Source organism: Geovibrio sp. ADMFC3 (genome assembly GCF_054687035.1).
Genome location: NZ_BAAFZG010000002.1, coordinates 655207 through 676264 on the forward strand (window position 1 = coordinate 655207; position 21058 = coordinate 676264).

28 protein-coding genes are annotated in these 21058 nt (G+C 44.9%); 18 read left to right on the plus strand and 10 right to left on the minus strand.

Annotated elements, in window-relative coordinates; genetic code table 11:
• Positions 1-21: 21 nt before the first annotated feature.
• Together ACYRYY_RS03385 and ACYRYY_RS03390 are read left to right on the plus strand one after the other, a co-directional pair.
• On the plus strand, positions 22-315 hold the full coding sequence (locus ACYRYY_RS03385) for a DUF485 domain-containing protein (protein ID WP_460214085.1): 294 nt from the start codon (positions 22-24) through the stop codon (positions 313-315).
• Positions 316-328: 13 nt separating this feature from the next.
• Positions 329-1897, plus strand: coding sequence for a sodium:solute symporter family transporter (locus ACYRYY_RS03390; RefSeq protein WP_460214086.1), 1569 nt, complete (start codon positions 329-331; stop codon positions 1895-1897).
• A gap of 60 nt (positions 1898-1957) precedes the next feature.
• Here ACYRYY_RS03390 and ACYRYY_RS03395 read toward each other — a convergent pair whose 3' ends face one another.
• Positions 1958-2815, minus strand: a complete 858-nt coding sequence (locus tag ACYRYY_RS03395) for a glycerophosphodiester phosphodiesterase (protein ID WP_460214087.1) — start codon at positions 2813-2815, stop codon at positions 1958-1960.
• An 81-nt stretch (positions 2816-2896) separates the two neighbouring features.
• Between ACYRYY_RS03395 and ACYRYY_RS03400 the strand changes: the two genes are divergently transcribed.
• Positions 2897-3340, plus strand: coding sequence for a hypothetical protein (locus ACYRYY_RS03400; RefSeq protein WP_460214088.1), 444 nt, complete (start codon positions 2897-2899; stop codon positions 3338-3340).
• Here ACYRYY_RS03400 and bioD read toward each other — a convergent pair.
• Entirely contained in the window at positions 3307-3912 is a 606-nt protein-coding gene (gene bioD, locus ACYRYY_RS03405) for a dethiobiotin synthase (RefSeq protein ID WP_460214089.1), read from the minus strand. The genes ACYRYY_RS03400 and bioD overlap by 34 nt on opposite strands.
• Complete coding sequence (gene bioA / locus ACYRYY_RS03410) at positions 3909-5249, minus strand: adenosylmethionine--8-amino-7-oxononanoate transaminase (protein WP_460214090.1); 1341 nt, start codon at positions 5247-5249, stop codon at positions 3909-3911. The genes bioD and bioA overlap by 4 nt, the downstream gene beginning before the upstream one ends.
• 38 nt (positions 5250-5287) lie before the next feature.
• Between bioA and bioF the strand changes: the two genes are divergently transcribed.
• The 4 genes from bioF (at position 5288) to ACYRYY_RS03430 (ending at position 8733) form a co-directional block, all read left to right on the plus strand.
• On the plus strand, positions 5288-6463 hold the full coding sequence (gene bioF, locus ACYRYY_RS03415) for an 8-amino-7-oxononanoate synthase (RefSeq protein WP_460214091.1): 1176 nt from the start codon (positions 5288-5290) through the stop codon (positions 6461-6463).
• A complete protein-coding gene (locus tag ACYRYY_RS03420; RefSeq protein ID WP_460214092.1) occupies positions 6456-7076 on the plus strand; it encodes a hypothetical protein in 621 nt (206 codons plus the stop codon). Before bioF ends, ACYRYY_RS03420 begins: the two co-directional genes overlap by 8 nt.
• Entirely contained in the window at positions 7048-7797 is a 750-nt protein-coding gene (locus ACYRYY_RS03425) for a methyltransferase domain-containing protein (protein WP_460214093.1), read from the plus strand. The genes ACYRYY_RS03420 and ACYRYY_RS03425 overlap by 29 nt, the downstream gene beginning before the upstream one ends.
• A gap of 126 nt (positions 7798-7923) precedes the next feature.
• Positions 7924-8733 carry a lipopolysaccharide kinase InaA family protein gene (locus tag ACYRYY_RS03430; RefSeq protein WP_460214094.1) on the plus strand — a complete coding sequence of 270 codons (810 nt, stop codon included), beginning with the start codon at positions 7924-7926 and terminating at the stop codon, positions 8731-8733.
• Here ACYRYY_RS03430 and ACYRYY_RS03435 read toward each other — a convergent pair.
• From ACYRYY_RS03435 to ACYRYY_RS03445, 3 genes are all read right to left on the minus strand, one after another.
• Positions 8696-9505 carry a hypothetical protein gene (locus tag ACYRYY_RS03435; RefSeq protein WP_460214095.1) on the minus strand — a complete coding sequence of 270 codons (810 nt, stop codon included), beginning with the start codon at positions 9503-9505 and terminating at the stop codon, positions 8696-8698. The two genes, ACYRYY_RS03430 and ACYRYY_RS03435, sit on opposite strands and share 38 nt — an antisense overlap.
• Complete coding sequence (gene def / locus ACYRYY_RS03440; protein ID WP_460214096.1) at positions 9505-10035, minus strand: peptide deformylase; 531 nt, start codon at positions 10033-10035, stop codon at positions 9505-9507. Before def ends, ACYRYY_RS03435 begins: the two co-directional genes overlap by 1 nt.
• A 67-nt stretch (positions 10036-10102) precedes the next feature.
• Positions 10103-10237, minus strand: a complete 135-nt coding sequence (locus ACYRYY_RS03445) for a FeoB-associated Cys-rich membrane protein (protein WP_460214097.1) — start codon at positions 10235-10237, stop codon at positions 10103-10105.
• A 344-nt stretch (positions 10238-10581) separates the two neighbouring features.
• On the opposite strand from ACYRYY_RS03445, the gene ACYRYY_RS03450 reads away from it, so the two are divergent.
• Genes ACYRYY_RS03450 through ACYRYY_RS03500 form a run of 11 tightly spaced genes read left to right on the plus strand, consistent with a single transcriptional unit; the run spans position 10582 to position 18108 of the window.
• Positions 10582-11064: a Na+/H+ antiporter subunit E gene (locus ACYRYY_RS03450; protein WP_460214098.1), complete on the plus strand. Its 483-nt coding sequence runs from the start codon at positions 10582-10584 to the stop codon at positions 11062-11064.
• Complete coding sequence (locus tag ACYRYY_RS03455; RefSeq protein WP_460214099.1) at positions 11057-11311, plus strand: monovalent cation/H+ antiporter complex subunit F; 255 nt, start codon at positions 11057-11059, stop codon at positions 11309-11311. Before ACYRYY_RS03450 ends, ACYRYY_RS03455 begins: the two co-directional genes overlap by 8 nt.
• A gap of 11 nt (positions 11312-11322) precedes the next feature.
• Positions 11323-11631, plus strand: coding sequence for a monovalent cation/H(+) antiporter subunit G (gene mnhG, locus ACYRYY_RS03460; protein WP_460214100.1), 309 nt, complete (start codon positions 11323-11325; stop codon positions 11629-11631).
• Positions 11624-12157 (plus strand): DUF4040 domain-containing protein, encoded by a 534-nt coding sequence (locus ACYRYY_RS03465; RefSeq protein ID WP_460214101.1) that lies wholly within the window; start codon positions 11624-11626, stop codon positions 12155-12157. The genes mnhG and ACYRYY_RS03465 overlap by 8 nt, the downstream gene beginning before the upstream one ends.
• Entirely contained in the window at positions 12147-12569 is a 423-nt protein-coding gene (locus ACYRYY_RS03470; protein WP_460214102.1) for a Na(+)/H(+) antiporter subunit B, read from the plus strand. The genes ACYRYY_RS03465 and ACYRYY_RS03470 overlap by 11 nt, the downstream gene beginning before the upstream one ends.
• Positions 12562-12942: a cation:proton antiporter subunit C gene (locus tag ACYRYY_RS03475; RefSeq protein ID WP_460214103.1), complete on the plus strand. Its 381-nt coding sequence runs from the start codon at positions 12562-12564 to the stop codon at positions 12940-12942. Before ACYRYY_RS03470 ends, ACYRYY_RS03475 begins: the two co-directional genes overlap by 8 nt.
• Complete coding sequence (locus ACYRYY_RS03480) at positions 12939-14447, plus strand: monovalent cation/H+ antiporter subunit D family protein (protein ID WP_460214104.1); 1509 nt, start codon at positions 12939-12941, stop codon at positions 14445-14447. Before ACYRYY_RS03475 ends, ACYRYY_RS03480 begins: the two co-directional genes overlap by 4 nt.
• On the plus strand, positions 14438-15922 hold the full coding sequence (locus tag ACYRYY_RS03485) for a monovalent cation/H+ antiporter subunit D family protein (protein WP_460214105.1): 1485 nt from the start codon (positions 14438-14440) through the stop codon (positions 15920-15922). Before ACYRYY_RS03480 ends, ACYRYY_RS03485 begins: the two co-directional genes overlap by 10 nt.
• A gap of 11 nt (positions 15923-15933) precedes the next feature.
• Positions 15934-16065, plus strand: coding sequence for a hypothetical protein (locus ACYRYY_RS03490; RefSeq protein WP_460214106.1), 132 nt, complete (start codon positions 15934-15936; stop codon positions 16063-16065).
• Positions 16066-16079: 14 nt separating this feature from the next.
• Positions 16080-16331: a hypothetical protein gene (locus ACYRYY_RS03495; protein ID WP_460214107.1), complete on the plus strand. Its 252-nt coding sequence runs from the start codon at positions 16080-16082 to the stop codon at positions 16329-16331.
• Positions 16324-18108, plus strand: coding sequence for a Na(+)/H(+) antiporter subunit D (locus tag ACYRYY_RS03500; RefSeq protein ID WP_460214108.1), 1785 nt, complete (start codon positions 16324-16326; stop codon positions 18106-18108). Before ACYRYY_RS03495 ends, ACYRYY_RS03500 begins: the two co-directional genes overlap by 8 nt.
• A gap of 40 nt (positions 18109-18148) precedes the next feature.
• On the opposite strand, the gene ACYRYY_RS03505 is transcribed toward ACYRYY_RS03500, so the two are convergent.
• Genes ACYRYY_RS03505 through ACYRYY_RS03520 form a run of 4 tightly spaced genes read right to left on the minus strand, consistent with a single transcriptional unit; the run spans position 18149 to position 21014 of the window.
• Positions 18149-19276, minus strand: coding sequence for a class I SAM-dependent methyltransferase (locus ACYRYY_RS03505; protein WP_460214109.1), 1128 nt, complete (start codon positions 19274-19276; stop codon positions 18149-18151).
• Complete coding sequence (locus ACYRYY_RS03510; protein WP_460214110.1) at positions 19276-19989, minus strand: hypothetical protein; 714 nt, start codon at positions 19987-19989, stop codon at positions 19276-19278. The genes ACYRYY_RS03505 and ACYRYY_RS03510 overlap by 1 nt, the downstream gene beginning before the upstream one ends.
• 3 nt (positions 19990-19992) lie before the next feature.
• Positions 19993-20394 (minus strand): ExbD/TolR family protein, encoded by a 402-nt coding sequence (locus tag ACYRYY_RS03515; RefSeq protein WP_460214111.1) that lies wholly within the window; start codon positions 20392-20394, stop codon positions 19993-19995.
• Entirely contained in the window at positions 20391-21014 is a 624-nt protein-coding gene (locus ACYRYY_RS03520; protein ID WP_460214112.1) for a MotA/TolQ/ExbB proton channel family protein, read from the minus strand. Before ACYRYY_RS03520 ends, ACYRYY_RS03515 begins: the two co-directional genes overlap by 4 nt.
• Positions 21015-21058: the final 44 nt, after the last annotated feature.

The window sequence follows — 21058 nt, forward strand, 5'->3', positions numbered from 1 at the left end:
TAAAACAGGTAGGAGGTCTTTATGAACGCTCACGAAATCGTGAACTCTGACAGGTTCAAAAAGCTTGTCAGAAAGAGGTGGACTTTCAGCTACATAATGCTGGCAATCCTCTTTGTTGTGTATTTCGGATATCTGTTCCTTATTTCGCTGGACAAGGAACAGATGATTCATCTCGTAACACCCAACATCACTCTGGGAATCGCTCTCTTTGTAGCAGTTATTGTAATCGCATGGGTTCTGACAATCATCTATGTTCTCTGGGCTAACAGCTCATATGACAAAGAAGTCGAAGAACTTAAAAAGATGCTGAAATAAGGGAGACACGCTCATGAATGAAGTTATTGCTCAGAGACTCGCAAACTTTCAGGCCGGCAAGGCAGACCCGATAGCACTTATTTTCTTTGCTATAATAGTTGCCGGAACACTGATGATTACATACTGGGCTGCGAGAAAAACAAAAACCACTAGCGAATTCTACGCAGCAGGGCGCAGCGTAACAGGTTTTCAGAACGGTCTTGCCCTCGCCGGCGATTATATGTCTGCCGCTTCTTTCCTTGGTATATCAGGCATGGTTGCTCTCCGCGGTTATGACGGTGCAATATATGCTGTAGGCTGGCTTGTGGGATGGCCCGCTCTTATGTTCCTCATAGCAGAGCCTCTCAGAAACCTCGGTAAATTCACATTTGCAGATGTTGTTTCATCAAGGCTTAAAAACCGTCCCATCCGTATAGCATCCGCAGTCGGCGGCATCCTTGTTGTTCTCTGCTACACTATCGCTCAGATGGTGGGCGCCGGCAAGCTTATCCAGCTTATGTTCGGCATGCCTTATGAACTGGCTGAAATCCTTGTGGGCACAGTTATGCTTCTGTACGTTCTTTTCGGCGGAATGCTTGCTACAACATGGGTACAGATAATCAAGGCTGTTCTTCTTCTGTTTGGTATAACTATTCTTGCGGGACTCGTTCTCTTCAAGTTCGGGTTCAACCCCGCAAATCTTTTCGGAGCAGTAAGCGACACATATGGATTTGAAACAATGTTCAAACCCGGCGGGTTTGTAACAAGCCCCATAGAAGCCCTTTCCCTTGGTCTGGCGCTGATGTTCGGTCTGCTTGGTCTGCCCCACATCCTTATGAGATTCTTCACTGTGCCCGATGCTAAAGAAGCAAGAAAATCAGTTGCTTACGCAACAACTTTTATCGGATATTTCTATCTGGTTATCCCCATAGTCGGCTTCGGCGCAGCAGCCCTCGTCGGTCAGGAATTCATAACCGGAATAGATAAGGGTGGAAACATGGCTGCACCCATCCTTGCAGCGGCACTCGGCGGCAAACCTTTCCTCGGTTTCATCGCAGCAGTTGCTTTTGCTACAATTCTTGCGGTTGTTGCAGGTCTCACACTTGCCGCATCTTCTGCAATGAGCCATGATATTTATGTAAGCGTGTTTAAGAAAGGTCAGGCTACTGAGGCGGAGCAGGTTAAAGTTGCAAGAATAGCAACAGTCGTATTCGGCGTTGCTGCAGTTGCTCTGGGAATCCTTTTCAAAAACCAGAACGTTGCCTTCCTCGTGGGTCTTGCATTTGCAATAGCAGCAAGTGCGAACTTCCCTGCCCTGCTTCTTTCTATTACATGGAAAAAGTTCAGCACAAGAGGCGCTGTATGGTCAATAATCGCAGGTGCAGTTTCTGCTTCCCTCTGCATTCTGTTCAGCCCTGTTATATGGGTTAACATTTTCGGATTTGAGAAAGCTATATTCCCCCTCAAAAACCCCGCTATCGTCTCTATGAGCATAGCTTTCCTTGCGGCTTACATAGGTTCTGTAACGGCTCCTGAACCTGAGTCACAGGAAAAATTTGAGCAGGAAAAAATAAGAACATACCTCGGAGTAGGTGCGGAGTAAATCTTCCATCTCTTTAATAACTTAAACAAAACAAAAAAAGGAGCCTCACGGCTCCTTTTTTTATGCTTTAATTAATTCCTTCAGAATGCTTTCAGCCCTGTCAGAAAAGATCATATCAATACCCTGTATGGCTGCGAAACGTCTGTAAGCATTAATATCATTTACAGAATATATCCAGAGTTTCAGCCCGTTATCCTCACAGTATGAAACAAGCTGCGGGCAGACAAGATTTTTTGCCACGCACACACCGCCCCCGGATTTGCGAATAATTTTCAAAAGTTTATCCGGCAGAGTCCGGCATCTCAGTGAATGGAAATATCCCTGATAAAGCTCACGAGGAACAGACTCAAAAACATTTTTTCCTGTGAATACATTATATTTCTGTAATTTTATTCGGTTCTTTGAGAAAAACTCCGTAACCCTTCCCCTTAAGCCATATGCAAAAAGGCTCTGGTGTGAAAGGAATAAAGGAGCGGAAAAACCTTCCACATTGAAATTCATAAGAGAAAGGGCACACCAGGAAACAATGGCAACCTGCTTTTCCAAGCCGTATTTCTGTATAAGCCTGATATGTTCTTTCTCAAAACCGATGTCCTTAACATCCAGACAGAAAACTGTGTCAGGGGAAAACCTTTCCCTGAAAATTTTTAAGGAATCATCAAGGCGGGGAATAGGTTCATCCTGATATATCTTAATTTTATCAATATCTTTGCTATCGCTGGCAGGGAAGCTTAGTCCCTGCACATATGGATCGTGAAAGACATAAAGAACACCGTCCTTTGAAGCTCTGGTATCTATTTCAAAATATTTTACGGAGCTTTTTGCCGCCTCACAGAAGCCTGAAAAGGTATGCTCCGCCGGAGCATATCCCCTGAAACGGTGACTCAGAAGCTTTTCCGCAGGTGTTTTCATCATCATCTTCATCCTCTCCGGTGCAATATAACAAATTGGCATGCGGACTGCTACTTATAAAAAAACGAAAAAAACCGGAGGCAAAAAATGCAGGTCACAGCAAAAAGCATAATGCTGGAGCAGTATAATAAACTTCTTAAAAACGATACATCCGCCACTGTTTTATCAGCAAAACAGAGTGCCAGTCCTCTTCTGATAGGTCAGACAGATACATCAAGCTCTTCATCCGCACTTGACACAGTGCAGATTTCTCAGGCAGCTCTTGATATGCTGAAAAGTTACACATCCGAAGATGCAACAACAACGGAAGCGCAGAAAGCTGCTCTGGAAAAATTTTTCCAACTCGGCTCAAGCTTTTTCGGAACTGAAGGAAACACCAACCTTGAGGCTGTGCTGGCGGCACTGGAGGAAAACTTACAGGAAGGCGACAGTGACAGTCTGCTGAAAACCATAGCCGAATCAAACAGGGCAGCGAACGCCGGACATGGATACATCAGCTACAGTTCTGACGTTTCATCACTTTTTGAATAAAGCTTTTTGTCAAAATAATACAGTATCGAAGCGGGGATAAGCTTTTCTATAATCCCCGCATTTTTGCTGTCCGCCTCTGTTTCGGAAAAAAATCTGTTCATCGCAAAACCTTTGAAACAGACTCCTTTCTCAAACAGAAACGAACGGTTCAGAACAGCTTCGTTAACACAGCCAAGCTTATCCGGAATAACTATAATTACTCCGAGACCGCACTTTTTGGCTATTTCCCATGTCATGCGTCTGTAATCCAGAGGAACTGCTATTCCGCCCGCTCCTTCAACTATCACAACTTCTGATCTGTCTTCATTTATCTCTCTCACCGCTTCATCAAACGGAAAGTTATCAAAACAAAGGCAAGGTGCAACCGGCGGTTCGGCTGTAAAAAGTGTGCGGGCTTTGAAGATACCGGAAAAAGATTTAACAAAAGCGGCGTCATTATCTGCCGGATAACCTGTCTGTACAGGTTTTATGTATGACACATCCATGCCTTCATCATGAAAATGCTTCGCAAGGAGTGCGGAAAAAAATGTCTTTCCCACTCCTGTGCCGGAGCCGGAGATAAAGAATCTCACCCCAGCACCTCATTCACAGAATCACGGGCGATGCCAACAAGTGTTTCAGTCTCGTCCTTACTGATCACATAAGGCGGCATGAAGTATATAATATCACCAAGGTTCCGAAGCAGAGCCCCATTCTCCACCGCCTTGCGGTAAATCTGAAATCCTGTGCGGAGACCGGACTCAAAAGGAATTTTCCCGTTTTTGTCTTTCACCAGCTCCACAACAGACACAAAACCCGTGTGCCTTATCTCCCCTACATGCGGATTATCTGCAAAGGCGTCCTCTATACACTTTCTCATATGCTCAGACTTGGGCTTGTTTGTCTCTATAACATTCTCTTCACGGAAAATTTTCAGAGTCTCCACCGCAACGGAACAGGCAAGAGGATTTCCAGTATAGCTGTGGCTGTGCAGAAAAGCCTTTCCTGTGGAGTAATCATCGTAGAATCCGTAGAATATCTCATCCGTGGTCATAACAACACTAAGGGGCAGATAACCGGATGTTATCCCTTTGGAAAGGCAAAGCATGTCAGGGCAAACTCCCGCCTGTTCAAGGGCGAACATTGTGCCTGTTCTGCCGAAGCCCACTGCTATCTCATCAAAAATAAGGTGAATATCAAGCGCTGATGTGAGCCTGCGAAGCTTAACAAGATATTCCGGCGGGAACATTTTGAACCCTCCGGCGCATTGTATCAGCGGCTCAACAAGAACAGCAGTAAGGATCTCTGCATTTTCCCTTAAAGCCTGTTCCATAAACCCAAAGCACTCAACAGCGCATTTTCCCCGTTTTTTCCCGCAGGGGCATCTGAAGCAGTCAGGACCCAGAACTTTGATATTTTCGATCATAATATCGCCGTATAGATCCGTATAGAGAGTCTCTCCGCAGACGGACAAACAGCCCAGAGTTTCACCGTGGTATCCGTCCGTGAGAAAAGCGTAGCGGTTCTTGCGTGTATTGCCTGTGTTTTTACGGTATCCGTAGCTCATCTTCATTGCGGATTCAACAGCGGATGAGCCGTTGTCAGCAAAGAAGATCTTATTTAATTCAGGCGGAGTGATACGCAGCAGCCCGTCAGCCACTTCTTCTGCGGGGCTGTGGGTTGTTCCGGCGAATATGACATGTTCAAGCCTTTCCGCCTGTTTTTTCAACGCACTGATCAGCCTTGGGTTGCAGTGACCGAAAAGGTTCACCCACCAGGAAGAGACGGCGTCTATATATTTTTTACCGTATCTGTCTATGAGATACACACCCTCCCCACGTTCAATTTCAAGAAGCGGATGGGTTTCAAGGTCTTTCATCTGGGTACATGGATGCCAGATATTTGTCGGGCACTTGGAATCTGTTTTCATAATTGTCACTCTACTATATTCGTTGACACCGTGCAAGCATGGGTTATATCCTTAAAACTATGAAGGAAAAACTTAAAGAAGAACTGGAAAAAATTAAATCGGAAGGACTTTACCGCAGTCTGCCTGACATTGATGAGGGTGCGGGAAAATATATTCTCGCCGGTGGAAAAAAGCTTCTGAACCTTGCCTCAAATAATTATCTGGGGATTTCAGAAAAAGAGGAGCTTGTGAGCGAATCCGCATCGGCACTCCGCCTCTTCGGCTGCTCCAGCGGAGCTTCAAGGGTGGTAACGGGAAATTTCTCATTATATAACTCCCTCGAAAGAGAGATGGCGGAATTCAAAGAGACTGAAAGCTGTCTTGTCCTTAACACAGGATTCATGGCAAATCTCGCTGTGATAGCTTCTATAGCGACCCGCCACACCGCCGTTTTTTCAGATAAGCTGAACCACGCAAGCATAATTGACGGAATAAAACTCAGCGGGGCAAATCACATACGCTACCGCCACAACGATACTGCACATCTTGCAGAACTCCTTGAACAATATAAGGACACTAAAGAAAAAATAATCGTGACTGACAGTGTGTTCAGCATGGATGGCGACAGAGCTAATCTGGCTGAAATTGTTCAGCTCGCTGAAAAATACAACGCTCTCACTGTTGTGGATGAAGCCCACGCCACAGGGGTTCTTGGTCACGGCAGGGGTCTTGCCCATGAACTTGGGCTGGAAAAACGGATAGACATTCATATGGGCACGTTCAGCAAGGCTCTCGGCTCATTCGGTGCATATATCGCAGGAAGCAGTGATATTACGGACTACATCCGCAACAAGGGCAGAGCATTCATTTTCACGACATCCCTGCCGCCTGCGGTTATCGGTGCGAATATCGGCGCTCTCAAATGGCTGAAACACAATCCGGATAGCGGTTATCAGCTTCTGGAAAAAGCAGAAAATCTCCGCAGTGCGCTCAATGAGGCTGGTTTTGACACGGCTGACTCCTCAACACAGATAATTCCTGTTATAATAGGAGACAACTTCGCCGTTCAGCAGGCGGGAAAACTTCTGGAAGAAGCTAATATCAAAGCCGGCGTGATACGCCCTCCCACAGTTCCCGAAGGCACAGCGAGGCTTCGGCTTTCTGTCCGCCTTGATCTGGACGATGAAGAGATCAGACATGTTGTTTCTTCCGTAAGGAGGCTGAAAAATGCTTAAATTTGTTTCCGGCTGGGCTGGCTTTCCTGCTCTTTTTCCGCATATTTCCTCACGATATCCGTTTTATCTTCCATTTGTAACCCACACAGAACAGGATATTGAAACAGCCTTGGAAGAAGGCGGGGAATATTTAGCCGGATGGTCAACAGGGGCACATATTATTCTGAAAAATATAGATAAAATAATGGATAAATATGAAAAGATTTTCCTTTTTGCCCCTTTCATAAGTTTCTGCGATTACTTCCATACTCAGGTCATTATGCTTATGATAAAAAAGATGAAGCGTGATCCGCAGGCAGTTCTTCATGATTTTTATGATAAATGCGGCATAACCGGATTTCAGCCGGAAACCGATACTAATATAACAAACGGGCTAATCGAAGGGCTTGAGTTCCTCATGACCAGCCGGGCTAATGCGGAAGGTCTTAACGCAGCTGAAAAGGTTATCCTTGTGCAGGGTGCAAATGATATGATAGTTAATTTCCGTGCCAGTGAGGATGTTGCGGACATGCTCCACGGAGAAAAGCTTATCACCCTTGAATGCGGGCACTATATAAAAGAAAGCAGGATATCTGACATCATATATGAAAATACACATAAAAAGATTTTTTGATAAGGCGGCGGACTGCTATGACTCCTCAGCAGATATACAGAAAATCGTAGCATCAAAACTAAGTGATTTAACACAAGAGAACTTCCCCGAAACAGTGCTTGAAATAGGTACGGGAAGCGGCATTTTCACAGAAATATTTCTATCAAAATGCAAACCTCAGCGCTTTATAGGGCTTGATATAGCCTACTCTATGACAAAAGCATCATCCTGTTTACAGGGAATGTTTATTCAGGCAGATGGAGAAAAGCTGCCGTTCAGGAGTGAATGTGCGGATGTTCTTGTCAGCTCATCGGTTCTTCAATGGTTTCAGAGACCTGAACAGTCGATACCTGAATGTCTCGGCACTTTAAAAAACGGAGGCAGATTCTATTTTTCCGTTTTCTGTGACGGTACATTTCCTGAAATGGCTTTATTAAACAGCATCACAGGCTTCGGCAGTGTATACTCCCTGAAAACCCCTGAGTTTTATGACAGGCTGTTCAGCAGTATAAACGGCATTAAGTACCGGCTTGAGATACATGACTACGTTTTGCGTTTCAGAAATGTTAAGGAATTTTTACAAAAGCAAAAAGCCACAGGAGCAAGGTTCACAGGCAGAACCTCCGCAGCTGGAAAAGATTCATACCGCAGATTTTGCGAGCTTTATCAATCGTTCTTCGGAGACGGAGAGACAATTCCCGTAACATACCGCATCGTATACATAGTCGGAAAAAGAACCTAAGTTCATTTCAAGATTTTATCTAACTCTATTAAGTCAACTATTTGTCAGATTTTATTACAATTTTTTACACTCTTATTATTGAGTTAATGCTCAAGTCAAATCATCTTTTATTAAAGGGGAATTATTATGAATGATTTATGTATTGAACTTCAAAAAGGGTCATCTGCTAATGTTAAATTTGAAGTATCAGACACTTATAACCGTGAGTTATTATTGAACATTAAACATCTGTTTGAGCGAGATTTCAAAGTAATGCACAAAGCAAGAAATGAGATAAGGGTTATCACCTATTCCGGCAAAAAACTTGTCCTGAAATCTTTCAGGATTCCGTCACCTGTGAATCGGTTTGCATACTCATTTATCAGAGACAGCAAAGCGAAAAGATCATTTGATAATGCGCTGGTATTAAAATCGCTGGAAACAAATACGCCTGAACCTGTGGGGTATATAGAATTTTTCTCCGGCAAAATGATAAAGGAAAGCTTTTATGTTTCCGCTTATTCAGAAAGCGACTTCACAATAAGAACTGTTCTTCTGGATAAAGAGATTGAAAACAGAGATGAAATCCTGAAAGAATTTGCAGAGTTTACTCATAGTCTCCATGCGAAGAACATATACCACAAGGACTATTCACCTGGTAACATACTGGTTAAAAAGGTAAATTCGGGATGGAAGTTTGAGATTGTTGATATAAACCGCATGAGATTCGGTAAAATATCATACAAAAACAGAATTAAAAACTTTGTTAAGCTCTGGGCTGATGATGATACCATGCGTACAATCATCCGTGAGTATGCCTCTTTCTCCGGCGATAATCCGGCAAAAGCAGAAAGAGACGCCCTGAAGTGGCTTCATAGCTACAAGGCACGCATAAACTTCAAGAAAAGACTTAAAAAACTTATGAAGCGGAAAAAAGATGCTCCGTTGAACGTATAATCTTCATATTCCTGTCCGTTTCATTTCCGGCGGTTTTACTCCACCATTCACGGTGAACGCCTCTGATGCGGACAGGGATGCTTTTCATACCAAGAACCTGCGCCATAGCGAGACGGTGCAGACCCTTTGCGGTCTTGATCAGTCCGCCGTCTCTGTCTATTGCGGCGCACACAGGATCCTTTTCCAGAGAGCTGTCATAACCATGCGCCTGAAGCTGGGTCATGAATTCGAGATAAATTTCAAGATACCGTAACACCTTACTTTCCGTATTCAGATAGATCCCCATGCGGTTTCTGTTGAACTCGGTGTAAGGTCTGCCTTTTTTTATCATCTCGGTCAGCTCTGCATAGCGTCTGCTGTTCCTCAGGTTTTCTCTATTGCCCCATATATCTGTCATTAAAACGAATCTATCTATACTTTTAAAGCTCAGTCCGCCTCTGTCCCAGTCACCGTCCCATATGAAACGGTTAGCCATGCTTCTGCGTACTCGCCCGGACGGGAAAACAGCCATCCTGTTAAGAGATTCAGGCGGCACATCGAGTGTCAGAAATTTTTTATATTCCGATTCGACGGCATATCGGGGCAAACCCGAACTCTCAATGGCAGCGGCAGCGGGAGAATCATGCAGCCACAGCCTGAAAAGCAAGCTCTGCAAAGGCAAACCAAGTGCATTTTTAAAAATAATATTAACTGCTCCGCCGACTGTTTTAAAAGCAGTACGGGGAATCAGCAGCGGATGGAAAAGCTCGTTAAATGCTCTGTCATCAACCATTATGAGCCAAGCACCCTTCTTTTATACTCACTTTCGGAGTATATATCCGAACATTCTGTAACCCTGAGCGGAAAGAGAATTCCTTCGAGATGGTCAAACTCGTGCTGAAAGATGCGGGCGGGAAACCCTTGAAGACAGACCTCAGCCTCTTTCCCGGAAAGGTCGTTGTAGCGAACACTCACTCCGGTCTGCCTCGGCACAAGTCCTCTTAAGCCCGGCAAGCTCAGGCATCCTTCCCACATACTGTCAAAGCATTCGGAAAAAGAAATAATTTCGGGATTAACCATAATAAGCGGATCCATATCGGGAGCCTGCGGATAGCGTTCATTCGGTTGTGAATGTATTATCAGAAGACGCTTTGAAACCCTTATCTGCGGAGCGGCAATTCCCACACCGCCATGGGTTTTCATGGCAATAAGCATATCTTTTGCAAGCTGTTTTATCATCGGATCAGAAGGATCATCAACAGCGTGCGCCCGCATATTAAGAACTTTTTCACCCCGCAGGGCTATATTGATGTGCGCTGACATATCTTTATCTCCTTAGGATTATTTTAATAATATACCCGTTGATGCAGATATGTCCACTTTATGCTTATCAGTTTTCGTGCTTGTTCCCGCCGCAGCAGCTTTTTCCGTCACCGCATCCGCAGCCCCTGTTTTTTATAAGCTTGTAATACAGAAAGTACACAGCTCCTGCCAATATGGCAATCAGGATAAGTTTTTCAATCATAGTTCACCTTCTTAGAAATATCTAACTCTATTAACTTATATGCCGTATAAGCACATACTGCAATGAAATTTTTTTAAAAAATATTTTCTTTAAATTTCACTTAACCCGTAAATTAGTGGTATACTGTATACAAAATATACATAAACCCACTCAGTTATAGTTTTTTAAGATATGTTTCATATATAAAGCCTATAGTGTGCCATGTATTTTTTTCGGTTTGGCTGACTATTTGTATAGTTTACAATATCTTAAAAAATAGAACTGAGTGTACGATTTTTCCGAAAAATATTGACTACACCTTCAAAACTGATACTATAAACCTGTTTTGTTTTTAAGGAGCGGGGATGACATTCATATTCACATTTCTGGTGCTTTTCATCTTCTGGTTCATTTTATCAGGAGAATTCGGCGGACTTCTGGTGGCTTTCGCAGTAATTTTCAGCCTTATAGCTGCGTATCTAAGCCATGACTTCTTTCTGCACAGGCTCAGGAAAGACTACTTCCGGATGGTTAAGGACATTATCCTTTATCTTCCGTGGCTTATGAAGGAAACCTTTATTGCCAACATGCAGGTGGTCAAAATTGTCCTCAGCCCGTCCATGCCTATAGACCCCCTCGTGGTCGAGGTCAAGTCCGACCTCAAAAGCGATCTGGGGCTGACTATTCTGGCAAACTCAATCACGATTACGCCGGGGACTGTCACGCTGGACATTAAGGAAGATAATGTATTTGTTGTTCATGCCCTCACTGAGTACCACGCACAAGGTATTCTGGAGAGGCAGATCGAACATAAAGTTCTTAAGATAGAGGGCAGCAGAAATGTTTAGTATAGCAGCAACTATCCTCATTCTCTCTGCGGTGATAACGATCATCAGAATGATCAAAGGTCCCACAGTTTTTGACAGAATTCTTGCTGCCAACCTCATCGGCACTAAGACAGTTATCCTCATACTCCTTCTGGGCTACATATACGGCAGACCTCACTTTTCGGATCTGGCCCTTGTTTATGCCCTGATAAATTTCATCGTCACTATTGCTCTTCTCCGCTACATGGAGAAAGGGCGTCTGGATTAGGGGGGCAGGATATGGAAATAAGAATGATAATAAGCGGCTTCCTCATATTTGCAGGATGCTTTTTCATAGTCGTTGCATCTCTGGGTGTTCTTAGGCTGCCCGACTTCTACGCAAGGCTGCACGCCGGCGGCAAGGCAGACACAATGGGGCAGACACTGGTGGTGCTTGGTCTCATTGTGTATGAAGGCTTCAATATATTAAGCCTGAAGATGCTGTTCGTCATAATCTTCATTTACATTGCAAACCCCACAGCCACACATGCGATAGCAAAAGCCGCATGGGTGGAGGGTCTTAAGCCGTGGAGGAAGAAAAATGATTAATCTTATGCTTCTTCTCTTTCTTGTGGTAATAGCAATCGCCGCAATACAGGCTAAGGATATACTTAACTCCATAATGTATTTAAGTGTTTACAGCCTTTTTATGGCGCTTGTATGGACAGAGCTTAACGCTGTTGACGTTGCATTCACAGAGGCGGCTGTCGGCGCAGGGGTTTCCGGTGTTTTCATGATAGCGGCGCTCACAAGAATGAACAGGTTTGAATCCTCCAGAGAGCGTACAGGTCTCGGAAAATACTTTCCTATGGCTGTGGTTGCAGTGACAGCGGCTATGCTTTTCTACGCAACAGTAGACATGCCCGCATACATGGATCCTGAAGCGCCGATACATAAACATGTGGCGCCCTATTATATCGAACACTCAGAACATGATACGGGTTCTGTAAACATGGTAACATCCGTTCTCGCCAGCTACAGAGGGTTTGATACTCTCGGGGAAACTTCGGTTGTCTTTACTGCTGCTATTTCGGTTATTCTGCTTTTAAGAAGGAGGGATAAAAATGAAAAATGATGTTATCCTGCGCACTGTCGCAAGATGTATGGTTCCTTTTATCCTTCTGTTTGCCTTCTATGTTCAGGCACATGGGGAGATAAGCCCCGGTGGCGGTTTTCAGGCTGGCGTTATCTTCGCTTCCGCTTTCATTCTCATAGCTCTGGCTGTGGGCAAAGAAAAAGCGAGAGAAAAATTCAAACAGAAAATAAGCGACTTCACCTGCTCTCTGGGACTGATGATATACGCCGGAATCGGTTTTATCACTATCCTCTTCGGTGGTCTGTTTCTGGAATACGGCAAGCTTCCTTTCGGTTCTGCCGAAAAAGGCAACCACCTCGGAATGATAGGCATCGAGCTTGGCGTGGGTATCGCCGTTGCTTCTGTGATGGTTACGATATTCTTTGAGATAGCGAGGAAGGAAGATGATTGATTTTATCGCCGCAAAATACAACTACCTCATATGCGTCTGCCTTATGATGATAGGTTTCTACGCTGTTATCGCAAAGCAGAACCTTATGAAAAAGATAATAGGCTTAAGCATATTTCAAACATCCGTCTTTCTTTTCTATATATCAATGGCAAAAGTTACGGACGGCACAGCACCGATCGTATGGGAGGGCGCAGTCAGGTATGACAACCCCCTGCCCCATGTTCTTATACTGACGGCTATTGTTGTTTCCGTCAGTACGACAGCGGTTGCAATCGCTCTGATGATAAATATTTACAAAGCATACGGAACAATTGAAGACAGTAAAATAAGGGAAATAGAAGCCGGAGAATCCGGCGGGAGCGTCAGCCGATGAACCTTGCCGTTAATTTCCCCGCTCTCCTTGTAACTGTCCCGCTGATATTTGTTCCTGTAATTCCTCTTCTGGGGCTGATAAACAGGAAAATATGCTGGTATGCCGCCGTTTTGGCTGTAACAGCATCTTTTGCAATGATAATGGCCATTCTGGCAAAAGTCAGCACAGAAGGTCCCATATCATACCATCTGGGCAATTGGGCGCCGCCCATAGGCATAGAATACCGCATAGACATGCTGAATGCTTTTGTTCTGGCTGTTATCTCCTTCATATCGCTGGTTTCTCTCCTTTTCGGCAAAGAGCTTGTTGAGAAGGAAGTACCAGAGTATAAGCACCCTGCATTCTATTCAGTGTTTATCCTCTTTGTTGTGGGTATGACAGGAATGACAGTTACCGGAGACCTTTTTAACGTCTATGTTTTCCTTGAGATAACATCACTCTCCGGTTACGCACTCATAGCCACAAGCAAAAAGAGATACGCTCCCATGGCCAGCTTTAACTATCTGGTTATCGGTACACTGGCAGCAACTTTCATAGTTCTCGGAATCGGTTACCTTTACATGGTGACGGGAACATTGAACATGGCTGATCTTGCTGAAAGAATCAAACCACTCAACGGTTCAAGCGTGGTGCTTACCGCATACGCCCTGATCCTTATGGGAATCCTCATAAAAATGGCGGTTTTTCCGCTCCATCTCTGGCTGCCTGATGCCTATACCTACTCTCCTTCAGCGGTGAGCGCGGCTATGGCTGCTACATCAACCAAAGTCGGTGCATATGTGCTGATAAGGCTGATGTTCTCCGTGTTTGACATTGAATACCATGTGGGTTCAGTGCCTATCACCGGAATAATAATATTCTTTGCATCACTGTCCATTGTGATGGGCTCAGTGATCGCAATAGCACAGACAAATATAAAGAAAATGCTTGCCTACTCAAGTGTCGGGCAGATCGGTTACATACTTCTGGCTGCGGCTATGGTAAATGCTGAAGCTCTCACAGGGGGCGTAATGCACATATTCAGCCATGCGCTTATGAAAGGCGGTCTGTTCTTTGTTGTGGGGCTGATTGTCTATAATATAGGCTCAGAAAGAATAAGCGACTTCGCCGGAATCGGACGGAGGATGCCCTTCACTGCTGCGGCATTCACAATATTCTCACTCTCCATAATAGGTATTCCGCTTACTGTGGGGTTTGTGAGCAAGTGGTATCTGGTTCTCGGAGCCATAAGCTCCGGTCATTGGTATGCCATAGGGGTTATACTTCTCAGCTCTCTGCTCACAGCTATTTATTTCGGTAAAGTAATATTCGTAATGTACTTTAAAGGCGGACACGATGACCACGGGCACGCACCTGCGGCGAAACTCAGCGAGCCTATGGGAATGGTTATCCCCATGGCGTTTGTTGCCTTTCTCTGCATATATTTCGGCATATTCGCCACTTTCCCTGTGGAGCTTGCCGCCAAAGCCGCTGAGGCTGTTCTCGGAGGTGTGACATGGAAATAATATACTCTGCCGCGCCTCTTTACGCTGTTCTGGTTTCTCTGGTTGCGATTATTCCCATATACCTTTCACGCAGTAATCCTAACCTTCGTGAGAGCTGGACGATACTCGCAGCTGTGGCAAAGTTTTTCATCGTTTTAAGCATGGTTCCCACTGTGCTTGGCGGAAAGGAAATATACTTTAAACTCGCAACGGCATATCCGGGAATAGACATAGCCTTTAAGGTGGACAGTCTGGGGCTTTTCTTTGCCCTCACGGCGTCTTTCCTGTGGATACTCACATCTTTTTACTCCATAGGCTATGTCAGGGCGCTCAAAGAGCATGCACAGACCAGATACTTCATCTGTTTCGCCGGCTCGCTCTCTGTGACAATGGGTGCGGCTTTTTCCGCAAACCTCTTTACTATGTATATCTTCTATGAAGCGCTCACGCTCTTTACATATCCGCTTATCGCCCACGAAGAGAACGAAGAAGCATTCAGAGGGGCAAGGATTTACCTTATCTACCTTCTGGGAACCTCAATAGCCTTCCTTCTCCCTGCGATCCTTTTCACCTACTTCACAGCAGGGACAATGGATTTCAGACTCGGCGGAATATTCGGCGACACAGGCGGAATACACAGCCTCTTCTTTGCGGTTATATTCGCCTTCTACATAGCAGGAATCGCAAAGGCGGGCATAATGCCTTTCCACTCATGGCTGCCAAATGCAATGGTCGCCCCGACTCCGGTCAGTTCGCTCCTGCACGCAGTTGCGGTGGTAAAGATGGGTGTATTTGTGGTCCTCCGTGTAATCCTTTATGTCTTCGGTGTTGACCTTCTTAAAGAGATAGGCGCCGGAGCCTTCCTCGCCGCTTTTGCATGCGTGACAATCGTTGTCTCCTCACTCATTGCAATGCGGCAGGACAATATAAAGGCAAGGCTCGCATACTCAACCATCAGCCAGCTCTCATACATAGTCGTCGGTGCGGCACTGCTTTCGCCGTCAGGCATTAAGGCAAGTATAATGCACATAACCATCCACGCCTTTTCAAAGATAAGCCTTTTCTTCTGGGCGGGTGCGGTTTATGTGGCTCTGCATAAAAAATATATCAGCCAGATAAGCGGAATAGCCAAAAAGATGCCCGTTTCTATGGCGGTATTCACCATAGGTGCATTAAGCCTTATAGGAATCCCTCCTCTGTCCGGCTTCATAAGTAAATACTACTTCGTAACCGGAGCGGTGGAAGCGGGAATGCTGCCCGTTGCTGTGGTCTTTGCAGTGAGTTCGTTCCTGAACGCTCTGTACTTCCTGCCCATAATCTACACCGCTTACATGAAACCTCTGGATGCCGGTATGGATGATAAAGTAACCGAAGCTCCCCTTGCCATGCTGATACCCATGTGCGTAACGGCATCTGTGGCTGTGCTTCTGTTCTTCTTCCCGCAGGTTCTCACAAACTTTACCGACATAATAGTTGCCGGTCTGTTCGCTGAATAAGGAGGGGGATCATGGCTGCGAATCATAACGACAAAGACTTTACTGAACTGAAACACGACGCCGTACCCGGTTACAAGCCTGTATTCGGCGTTGTTCTGGCGGCGGCTGTTCTGTACCTCGCTTATATATTTTTATCTCACTAGGGGGCGGATTAATCATGAAAGATACCGAAAAGAAATACATTTTCGATAACCCCCGGAATATAAAGATTATTCTTATAATTCTTTATGTTCTGTGCGCTGTTATCTTTTTTGCGGATATGTTCGTCCACAAGCATACTTACTTCTTCTTTGAAGAAAAAACAGGCTTTTACGCCGTTTACGGATTTATATCATACGTGGGGCTGGTGCTTTTTGCCAAATACGTAATCCGCCCGCTGATCATGAGGAAGGAGAACTACTATGAGTAGCGGTCTTCTTATACCACCCTTTATGTTCTTCATGCTCGGCGGGATTATAGCTGGATTTCTTAAGGGAAGTCTCCGTAATGCTCTGCTTATAGCCATCCCCGTACTGAGCCTTATCAACCTCGCAATGATCCCCCACGGGGTGTATCTTGAGTATGAGTTTCTGGGACATCAGCTTGCCCTTTTCAGGGTGGATAAGCTGTCTTTAGTGTTCGGCTACGCCTTTCATATAGTATCCATAGCCGTTCTTGTTTACGGAATGCACGTAAAGAGCAATAAAGAATTTATAATAGGGCTGATCTATGCCGGCGGCGGTCTGGGTGCTGTTTTTGCATATGATCTTATCACCCTTTATGTTTTCTGGGAGATAATGACAGTCGCCTCGACCTTTATAATCTGGCGCAAAGACTCTATGGAAGCTGTGGGAGCGGGATTCCGCTACTTCATATTCCACCTTGTCGGCGGTCTGGCACTGCTTATAGGCATAATCCTCTACATCACCACAACAGGCAATGTCGCCTTTGAGCATATGGGGTGGACAGACCTTGCCACAGGGCTGATTATGATAGGCTTCGGCGTTAACGCCGCATGGCCCTTTGTACACACATGGCTTGTGGATTCATACCCCAAGGCAAGCTTCCTCGGCACTGTAATGCTTAGTGTTTTCACCACAAAAACGGCAATCTACACCCTCGCAAGAGGCTTTGCCGGAGAAGAAACGCTGATAGTCATCGGCGCAGTTATGACCGCTTTCCCCATATTTTACGCAGTGCTTGAGAATGACCTCCGCAAGGTTCTCTCATACAGCCTTATCAACCAGCTCGGCTTCATGGTTGTGGGCATAGGCGTTGGCAGCCAGATGGCTATTAATGCCGCTGTGGGGCAGGCTTTTGTGCATATAATGTTCAAATCTCTGCTGTTCATGGGCATGGGCGCCGTTCTTCACCAGACAGGCAAAATAAAGGCCACAGAACTCGGCGGGCTTTACAAATACATGCCGTTTACCACTGTTTTTACAATAGTCGGCTCCATGACGATTTCGGCTTTCCCGCTGTTCTCCGCATTCGTAACAAAGTCCATGATCCTTTCCTCTGTTGCTACGGAAGGCTTTATGGTTGTGTGGCTTGTGCTTCTATTTGCATCCGCTGGTGTTCTTGACCACTCAGGTATCAAGATTCCGTTCTTTGCCTTCTTCGGGCATGACAGCGGTCTGAAACCAAAGGAAGCCCCGCTCAATATGCTCATAGGCATGGGTTTTCTTGCCTTTCTGAACATCTTTTTAGGCATCTTCCCCGGCTATCTGTTCCAGATACTGCCATATGATGTCACTTACAATGCTTACACAGCCGATCACACCATATTCCAGCTTCAGCTTCTGCTGTTCTCCATTCTGGCGTTTACACTGCTTTTAAGAAGCGGTCTTTATCCGGCGGAAATACGCTCCATCAACCTTGATTTCGACTTTTTCTACAGAAAAGGCTACAAGGTGTTCGTATGGCTCGTGGATAACATACTGATCAGGTTTATGGATTTCGGAAAGGCACTGTTTTTCGGCTACATTCCGAAAACACTCGGAATGCTCACTAAAAACCCTGTGGGGCTTCTGCTTCTCATTGTGCCGGACACACGTTTTAAAGGGCTGAGAGAGAAGATGGCGAAGTCGGAGGACGGTTATGTTGACGGACTTGTGGAATACTGGTCAATAGGGCTTTCAGCCTTTGTGATATGCTTCTTCCTGCTATTTTACCTGCTGTTCTTTCTGGTTAATAAGCTTATTTAGTAATAGAAATTTAAAAGCCGCCTTCAGGCGGCTTTTTCTTTTAGAATCCGTTCATTTTAGAAAGTATATCAAGAGTTTCCTTCGCACCCTTGCGGTAAGGAAAATCATCCGGCACAGTAACGTTCTTCCCTTGAATCAATACAAAGAAGTTCGTTCCAAACCCGCCTTCAGGCATAATGAGAGCCTTAACTGATGCTTTTTGAAGGTCTGTTTCCGCATTTTCTATCTCGGAAAGTATTCCTGACTGCACTAGAAACAGCCATTGGGGAGTGAGAGACACAGGTACAAGCCCCGCATCATGTCCATAGCTTTGAAGTGAGGTGAAATCTACAAATGCAGTGATGTCCTGATCACCCACTCTCTCGAAAAAGTCATTATTCTGCGAGTGTTTGTAATAACAGGTAACGGTTCCGTCCCTGCGGTATGATGCAAATATATTTTCCGCCGGATAGCCGTAGTCTATTGTGAAAACGATTCCCTTGTCTATCTTGGAGGAAAGAGCCTGAACCCAGCCTGTCATATCTAGGTTGAGGTCAACAATCTGCCCGTCAGTTATTTTTAAGTTTATTCTATCCAGATATTCCTGAATTTTCGGAGTGGAGAGCTTTTCGGGGTAAAATGTCAGCCCGCCTTCATGCTCAATAACATAAAGCTCTTTAACCTCTTCTCCTATTCTGATAACCCTGTGTACCGGAAATGCGTCCACAAGCTCATTAGAATAGAAAACTCCCTGAAATCCGCCGAAATCCTCAAAGGCAGTCCAGTTTATTTTGCCTTCATGCTCTTTCAGAAGCTCCTTCTGGCGCTCGATAAGATATCCGCTTTTCTCTATAATTGTATATTTCAGCTCCGCATAAAAGTCCGGCTTAGTATTTTTAAGATGAGTCAGAATATCATTGGCAAGCATCCCGCTTCCCGCTCCCATTTCACAGAAATGAGCAGGCAGGGAAAGCCTTGTAGCTGTATCTGCAAAGGCGTTTGCCAGTGTACGCCCGAAGGATGCAGAAGCATTTACAGAGGTGTAGAAACTACCCTGATGACCAAACGGATTCTGTTTCTGGTAATACCCCTGACCGGGTTCATAGAGAGCCATATTCATAAATTCGGCAAAAGTTATCATGCCCTTATCAGCTATAAGGGAGCGTATTTTGTCATTAAGAGAATTCATTATCTAACCTTGAAGTAGAGCGTTATTTCTGCGGAATCGTTGGTTGCATATGTAACAGAGTTGAATTTGAGTCTCTCCACAAATTCAACAGCCAGTCTTTCTATGTTAGAGTCGCTTCTTGTAATCAGGACAATACCGTAGGTGCCGCCCTGCTTATCTATCTTAAAGCGAAGGTTAACTTTTGTGTTGTTGGAAAGAGAAAATGAAGGTTTAGGCGGAACATGAGTTATGCGTCTTTTCGTGTTGCTTATATTTTCAAGGACAAAAAAGCTGCTGTCAGCATATTCCTTTGCTTCCGCCGTGGATTTTTCACCCTGTCCGGCGTTCACTTCTTTATCAACAGTTTCTTTTGTTGACTGAATTTCAGAAAGCAGCCTGTTGTCCACTCTCGCTTCAGAATCCGTAGTGACACGGCTTACTTTGAGATCCGGAACTTCAACATCATATTTAGAGTCCACATCAACTGTGGGAATATCAAGATCCGGCATAGTGATTGTCGGTTCAATATTTTTAAAAGGGTTTTCGGCTGGTTTTTCCGGCACTCCGGTATTTCTCACCGGAGGTTTGGGAAGAATCTTAGGTCTGGGCGGGATAATCTCCACCTCAACCGGTTCAGATTTGTTTGTAAAACTGACCTCAAACTTGGGCAGAAAGCCTAAAATGCTTATATGCACCAGAATTGAAATCAGGAAAAACGGAAAAAGCCGTGCCAAGCCTTACTCCTCTTCAACTGCGATTGCGAACTTCTCGAAACCTGTTTTTCTTGCAGCGTCCATCACAAAAACCACTTTGCCATGGGTTGCCGCCTTGTCCGCTTCTATTACAACAGTGGCTTCCGGCGTCTCGTTCTTAAGACCGTCCAACACACCGGCCACCCGATTATCAGGGTAAAGAACGCCATTGATATGTATTCCGCCTTCACTGTTTACAGATATACGTATATTTTTCTTAACCTCAACCGGATCTCCCTTAGCTTTGGGAAGGTCAACATCAATGGAGCTTGAAACTATAAAAGATGTTGATACCATGAAGAAAATAAGCAGAAGGAAGACCACATCTATCAGAGGTGTAATATTTACATCAAGGCTCTGTTTGCGGTCATCTCTGGAGAATTTCACAGTGTTCCCTCTTTAAATATAAGGTTGATTATTTTACTGGTTGCCTGTTCAAGCTCAAGGCTCACCCTGTCAGATCTGTGGCGGACAATGTAGTAAAAAATCATAGTGGGAATGGCAACGCTCAAACCGGCGGCAGTGGTTATAAGCGCTTCTGATATACCGCCCGCAAGTGCCTGTGCATCACCCACACCCTGTGAGCTGATAACTATGAAGGTTTTGATCATGCCAAAAACAGTACCCAGAAGCCCGAGAAGGGGCGAAACACTTGCCACAGTCTGAAGCGTCGGGAGATATTTTTCAAGGCGTCTTGCCTCATAGCGTCCGGATTCTTCAGTAGCTTCCATCAGTCTGGATATGGGCAGGTCAAGGTTATTGAGAATGCCGGATGCGATCTTTGCAACAGAGCTTCCATCAGCTCCGCTGATTGTTCTTGCTGCTTCGATATCTTTTTTTCCCAGCGCCTCAAAAAGCTTATCAAGAAAAAGCTTCGGCATATATCTTTCTTTTCTGAGGGCGTAAAGCCTCTCAAGGAATATTCCAAGGGAAATCATGGATAAAAGCAGAATCGGATACATCAGCACTCCGCCTTTCTCCATAATCTGCACAAATGAATCCAACATTAGCTGTCCTCCGGTTTCTATATTATCTGTACTATTTATTCAAA